A 6,513-nucleotide genomic window follows, 5' to 3' on the forward strand; every position below is an offset into this window, starting at 1 on the left:
CCTAATCATCCGCACTCACCTGCTTTTCGTTATGACTCAATTATACAGAAAAAAAGGTACAGCCTCTTCAATTTAATTGAATGACTGTACCTTTTTCTATGAGATGGACTTTTTCAGTGGCCTCGCACAGCGCACGGCTCCTTTTTTGCATATCTTGCGGAAGCACAGGCGCTTCGTTACCGGCCATGTCCGAAAATCGAAGCAGGCAGCTTCGCGTCCCAATGCGCCGGGGCATCGAAATCGAGAGCGTAAGCGACGATTGCCGCAATATCCGTAATCGTCATCTCCGGGACGGCCGTGCCGGGCTCGATTCCCGGTCCAGAGCAGCCCCAGAATACGGTCTTGTCCTGAGGATGATCGCTGCCGTGATCGTTGCGGCTTATGCCGCCGCCGCCGTGGTCCGTCACGACCATAACCAAGCTGTCCCCGGCGAGGCCGAGCTCCTCGATCTTGGCCAATATGGTCCCGATCAGCCGGTCCGATTGTTCGATCGCTTGCAAATATTCGGGAGAATCGGCGCCGTAGCCGCTCCGATGCCCGGCTCCATCAGGCTCGTCGAGCTGCAAGAACAATAATTTCACGTCGGGGTTATCAGTCAGATAATCCAGAACGGCGGAAGTCAACGGTTCGTCGGGCAAGCTGACTTTATAAACGCCGGCGCCATCTTCGATGATGCCTCGATTAATCGGGCTCCACGCGGTGAAGGACGCCAGCTTCGCGTGCGGCCATCTTTCGCGGGCGAGACGGAATACGGACGGGTGATGGGAGTCATCCGGGAAGCTCGACTTGTCCGCGCGTTCGTTCGTTAGTCCATGAGCTTCAGGCTTCACGCCGTGAAGGATGGAACCCCAGCATTCCGCGCTAATGGTCGGAACGACAGCCTGAGCCTCGTACGTAAGTAGGCCTCGTTCCGCAAATGAATGAACATGGGGGGCATTTGCGTTTCGGGCAAAGCTGCCCGCGCCGTCCATGCCAAGAATAAAGACGCGTTGAAAAGCTCCTCTTTCGATCACGTTTATCGCTCTCCTCTACATAATGTTGTATAATTGATGTTGTATGATGACCGTTGTTGTTGTTGTTGTTGTTCGTGGTTATTGTAAACTGCGATTCCTTCAAGTGTCAACGATTCATTTCCAATAACTTTTAAACAGGCAGGATGGCTGACGATACAAGTCGTTGACAGCGGAATTTGATGAGCCTAAACTTAATAGAGACAACAACATGCCACAACACTACAAGGCAAGTCGTCATATAAGGAGGCTTTCGATCATGTCGCTAACTTTTGAGGATCGAAGAGTAACAATTCTAGGCGAGCTCGAGATGGAAGGCAAAGTTCAGGCGCACCGTCTCGCGCAGCTTCTGAACGTATCGACTGAGACGATTCGAAGGGACCTTGACCGGCTGGAGAAGGAAGGCAAGCTCCGGAAGGTTTACGGCGGAGCGGTCAAGCTGCGGATGGAGCTCGTGGAGCCGCCGTTTCTGAAGCGCGCTCAGATGATGCGGGAGGAGAAGGCGGCAATCGGCAAGCTGGCCGCTTCGCTCGTTCGGGAAGGCGAAACGATATTGTTGGACAACGGCACGTCGACACTGGAAATTCTCGTCCATTTGAAGGATCGGACAGACGTAACGGTCATGACGCATTCGCTTCCGATTTTGAATCAGGCGATGGAAATGTTCAAGGGGAAAATCTTTTTTATCGGCGGCGAAATGAACACTACGTATCAAGCGGCAACCGGACCGTTAACCGATCAGCTGCTGGATCAGTTCAAGGTCAACAAGGCGTTCATATCGTGCGGCGGCATTTCGCTGGCGGACGGGATAACCGATTACCATTTGACCGAAGCGGCCATCTCCCGAAAAATGATGCAGCGCGCCGAAGAGACCATTCTGCTCGCGGATCATTCCAAGTTCGGGTTGTCCACCTTCGCGCGAGTCGCGAGGCTTGAGGAAGTTTCGATGCTATTGACCGATTCCGGCTGTCCCAAGGAATGGATCGAAACGCTTCATTCGCTCGGAGTCGAAGCGCTGGTCGCGGAATAGAAGTCATTCGGCTGATTGCAAATCCATTACGTTGGTGCGATGACCGGATTTTTGAAGGCTGTCCCATTGCGGGCTGCCTTCTTTTTTTGTGCCGAAAGCCCCAAATCGGTCTCCGCCTCCGAATGCTATTTGGTAGAGATAGATGATCTAGGGGGACTTCGGAGATGAGGAACATGACCAAACAAAAGAAAAAGCGAAGCAGCTTCCGTTGGAGAAAGTTTCTGCTTGTAATCGGGCTGGCAGGTTTACTGCTTACCGTCTCGGGCTTGGCTGGCATACGCATGCTGGTGGCGGCTCAGGATATTTCGCAGCTGGATCGCCCGCTGCCTGCGGCTACCGTCCTGTACGATGACAAAGGGCATGAGGCGGTAACCATTTCGTTGAATGAAATCGAACCAGTAACCTATGAACAAATTCCTGAACATTTGATCGACGCGATCATAGCGGTAGAAGACAGACGATTCCTCGAACACAAAGGGCTGGATGTTTGGGGAATCGGCCGGGCGATGCTTCGGAACGCGACGGCGGGAGCAACCGTTCAAGGCGGGAGCACCATCACCCAGCAGCTTGCCAAAAACGTTTTTCTGACGCATGAGAAAACGTGGAAGCGAAAATGGAACGAGGTGCTTCTCGCCTCGAAAATCGAGCAAAAATACAGCAAAGATCAAATCATGACCATGTACCTGAATCAGATCTATTACGGCGAGGGCGCATGGGGAATCAAGCGGGCCGCGGAGGTCTATTACGGAAAGCCGGTCGAACAGCTATCAGTTGCCGAATCGGCTTTGTTGGCGGGACTCGTCAAAGCGCCATCCGTATTGTCTCCTTACAAACGCCCGGAGCAGGCGATCGAGCGCCGCAATGTCGTGCTTTCCTTAATGAAGAAGCAGGGGTTCCTGGATCAGCGGCAGTACGAGGAGGCCGTGAAGGAAGCTCTATCCCTGCGAGAATCGAAGCCGGATCGTTCGGCAGCCATCCTCTATCCCTATTTCACGGATCAGGTGATTCGCGAGGCGGTGGAAGTATACGGCTTGACCGAGAACGACGTGCTGCACGGAGGACTTCGCATTTACACAACGTTGAATTCCGGGATGCAGCAGGCCGCGGAGCAAGTATTCGAAGACGAAGGAAATTTCCCTACAAGCATGGGCGGACAGCTCATTCAGGCAGGCGCGGCACTTGTCGACCCGAAGAGCGGCGGGATTAAAGCGGTGGTCGGCGGACGAGGGGATCAGCCGTTCCGAGGATTCAACCGCGCCGTACAATTAAGGCGGCAGCCCGGCTCCGCGATCAAACCGATTGCAGTCTACACGCCCGCGCTGGAATACGGCTTCCAGCCGAATAGCCGAGTCGTTGACGAACCGGTCCGGTTCGGCAGCTACGAACCCCGGAACGCGGACAACGCTTTTCATGGCAATGTGTCGCTTTATGAGGCTTTGATTCATTCCTATAACATCCCTGCCGTCAAGGTATTGAACGAGATCGGGATGGATCAAGCCATCGGCTCCGCCTCGAGGTTCGGATTGAACTTGACGAATGAGGATCGGACGTTGGGACTGGCGCTCGGAGGCACGAAATCCGGATTCTCGCCTCTGCAGATGGCCGAAGCGTACGGAGCGTTCGCAAACGACGGAATCCGCATGGGCAGCCATGCCATCGTTCGTATCGAGTCAGCCGACGGCTCTTTGCTTGCTTCGCGCAGCGAGCCGAATGGTGTAGCGGCGACGTCTCCGGAAATTGCCCATATAATGACCGCGATGCTCCAAGGCGTCGTCGAAAACGGAAGCGGCACAGCGGCAGCGATCGATGGCAGGGAAGTGGCAGGGAAAACCGGGACGACTGAAATGCCCGGCGTCAGCGGATACGGAGCGACGGACAATTGGTTCGTCGGTTATACGCCGCAGCTGGTTGGCGCCGTTTGGCTGGGTTACGATAATCCGGATTCCGAGCATTATTTGACGACTTCCTCGAAGGCGGCAGCCTCCGTATTCCAGAAGATCATGAGCCAAGCCTTGGACGGACAGCCTGTTATCCCGTTCCCCGCGGTTAAAAAATTCGACGTTTCGGAGAAAGAGGAAGAGCGGGACGATGATGACAAGAAGAAAGAGAAGAAACGGGATAAAGAAAAGCAGAAAGTCAAGGAAGACAAGAAGAATAAAAAAGGCGACAAGCACGATGATAAGGGCAACAAAAAGAAAAAGGATCGAGACGATAATGATTGAAGGAAATCAGCTAAGAAAGTTGCACAGCCTTTCTCCTAGTAGGGTATAATAAGGCAATCGAGACCATACAAGCTGGAGGAATAAGCATGGCGCAGCGTTACCGTATTACCCGTTCGTTCCAGGAGGATTCACCCGAACCTTCGATTACTTTGGAGGAGTGCAAACAGTATTTCTCGGAAAAACCCGATTTTAAATATTCGGCTGCCTATACGGTGACCGGCAACGGCACGACCATGACCATTGACGGCGACTTTTTCCTGTGGGATCTTGACGGGCGAACCATTCCTTTCAGGCACTATATGGGAGATTTATACGTAGCCGTGTCTGACGAAGCCGTCATTCCCAAGATGATCGAAGTGGCAAGCGATTTGAGGGCCGATATGACAGAGGGATAACCAGAACCAACCGAAAGCCGCGCTAATGCGGCTTTTCGTCGTTTAATAGAGCGAACAACGTTTCTAATCCCATATTGACGTTAGGAGAACAACGCAATAAGATGATCCTAATGTAAGACGAGAAGCATGTACGAAATGGAGGTTTACGACGGGTGGAACAAACACAGTATAGCAGGAATACGGCGGTCATTCCGGTCCCCAAACTGGAGGAAGATTGCTACGATTGGTGGGAGCGGCATGAGCAGGTGCTTCGGGAGCAGGACTCGATCGATCCCGAGGTGGTCTTGATCGGCGATTCCATCACTCATTTCTGGGGAGGACAACCATCTACGGAAGGGATAGAAGGGGCGTCCGAATCATGGAACTCCGTATTTGCCCCCTTTCGGGTGCTTAATTTGGGTTTTGGGTGGGATCGCACGCAGAATGTGCTTTGGCGCCTGGACCACGGTCAAATGAAAGGCTTGTCTCCGCGAACGGTCGTTATTTTAATCGGAACCAATAATACGAGCGAAACCGAGAATGCCCGCGCGAATGAAGCAGAGGAGATCGGAGAAGGGCTTCGAGCAATTTGCGATCGGGTGGAGGCTCTGGCGCCGCAAGCTAAGATTATTATTATGGCCGTTTTTCCGCGGGAGCAATATCCGGACCATCCTCGTCGCGCGATAATTGCCGAAATCAATACCTATTATGCAGAGCTTGCTAGAGAACGCCAATATCACTTTGTCGATATCGGTCCGAAGCTATTGGAATCGAACGGCACGTTATCCGAGAAGACTGCCCCTGATTTCTGTCATTTGACGGAACGCGGCTACCATCATTGGGCGGAAGCGCTGCGTCCATTATTATAAGAAGTTTTTTTTCAGATGCCTCAATTAAAGCGCCAGACATATCGACTGCCTGTCAAATTCGTAGTATTATGGATAGGAATTCATACATATGGGAGGTTTTGGCGTGGAAGCGAGCAAGCCAGTCTTGATTACGGTAGAAGCAATCGTACAAGCCCCGGTTGAGAAGGTATGGACATTATGGACGGAACCGGAGCACATCAAACAGTGGAATAAAGCTTCCGACGACTGGCACACTCCGCATGCGGAGAATGATTTGAGAGCCGGCGGCAAATTCGTGTCCAGAATGGAAGCCAAGGACGGCAGCTTCGGATTTGATTTCGGCGGCGTTTACGACGAGGTCAATGAATTCGAAAGCATTTCCTATACGATGGACGATGATAGGAAAGTGAAAATCTCATTTATTCGTCAAGACGACAGCACGAAGGTAATCGAATCGTTCGAAGCGGAACAGAGTAATGCCGTGGAGATGCAGCAGGCTGGCTGGCAGGCCATTCTGGACAGCTTCAAGAACTACGCCGAATCGGTTTAATCGGTTGTATACGATTATGAACGCATTCCTTTGTAGGGATGCGTTTTACTTTTATTATGATTAGTAAATTATTTCCTGTTGCAAGGCTGCTGCCAGGATGATATATTATAACTCCGGCCGCGAGAGACGCGGTTCGGATAGAAAAAAAGATTTAAATAACATGAATTACCTGTTGATTTATTGAAACGATTCATGTTATATTATTCTTCCGGCCGCGAAAGATAACGGACGGGAACAAAGAAGAAAAGCAATAACATTGATCTTTGAAAACTGAACAACGAGCGAAACTGCCCTGTCATTTCTAACGAAATGATAGATAAAGCAACAAACGTTTTAGAGCAAGTCAAACACTACTTTTATGGAGAGTTTGATCCTGGCTCAGGACGAACGCTGGCGGCGTGCCTAATACATGCAAGTCGAGCGGATCTTACCCTTCGGGGTAAGGTTAGCGGCGGACGGGTGAGTAACACGTAGGTAAC

At 51.8% G+C, this 6,513-nt stretch carries 6 protein-coding genes and 1 rRNA gene; 6 read left to right on the plus strand and 1 reads right to left on the minus strand.

The genetic code is table 11. From position 1 onward, the window contains the following. Positions 1-176 precede the first annotated feature (176 nt). Positions 177-1,013, minus strand: coding sequence for an alkaline phosphatase family protein (locus tag NQZ67_RS29685; protein WP_257453113.1), 837 nt, complete (start codon positions 1,011-1,013; stop codon positions 177-179). A 256-nt stretch (positions 1,014-1,269) separates the two neighbouring features. Here NQZ67_RS29685 and NQZ67_RS29690 point away from each other — a divergent pair, with 256 nt between their 5' ends. The 6 genes from NQZ67_RS29690 to NQZ67_RS29715 form a co-directional block, all read left to right on the plus strand. Beyond that, positions 1,270-2,040: a DeoR/GlpR family DNA-binding transcription regulator gene (locus NQZ67_RS29690; RefSeq protein WP_257453115.1), complete on the plus strand. Its 771-nt coding sequence runs from the start codon at positions 1,270-1,272 to the stop codon at positions 2,038-2,040. Between the two features lie 173 nt (positions 2,041-2,213). Then, a complete protein-coding gene (locus NQZ67_RS29695) occupies positions 2,214-4,262 on the plus strand; it encodes a transglycosylase domain-containing protein (RefSeq protein ID WP_257453116.1) in 2,049 nt (682 codons plus the stop codon). 86 nt (positions 4,263-4,348) lie between these two features. Beyond that, a complete protein-coding gene (locus NQZ67_RS29700) occupies positions 4,349-4,657 on the plus strand; it encodes a hypothetical protein (RefSeq protein WP_257453119.1) in 309 nt (102 codons plus the stop codon). Positions 4,658-4,809: 152 nt separating this feature from the next. Further along, positions 4,810-5,505, plus strand: coding sequence for a GDSL-type esterase/lipase family protein (locus tag NQZ67_RS29705; protein WP_257453122.1), 696 nt, complete (start codon positions 4,810-4,812; stop codon positions 5,503-5,505). 103 nt (positions 5,506-5,608) lie between these two features. Then, positions 5,609-6,034: an SRPBCC family protein gene (locus NQZ67_RS29710; RefSeq protein WP_257453124.1), complete on the plus strand. Its 426-nt coding sequence runs from the start codon at positions 5,609-5,611 to the stop codon at positions 6,032-6,034. Between the two features lie 355 nt (positions 6,035-6,389). Then, positions 6,390-6,513: ribosomal RNA gene (locus NQZ67_RS29715) — 16S ribosomal RNA — on the plus strand; the annotation flags it as partial.

This window comes from Paenibacillus soyae (assembly GCF_024623455.1).
In the GTDB taxonomy this organism is placed as follows: Bacteria; Bacillota; Bacilli; order Paenibacillales; family Paenibacillaceae; genus Pristimantibacillus; species Pristimantibacillus soyae.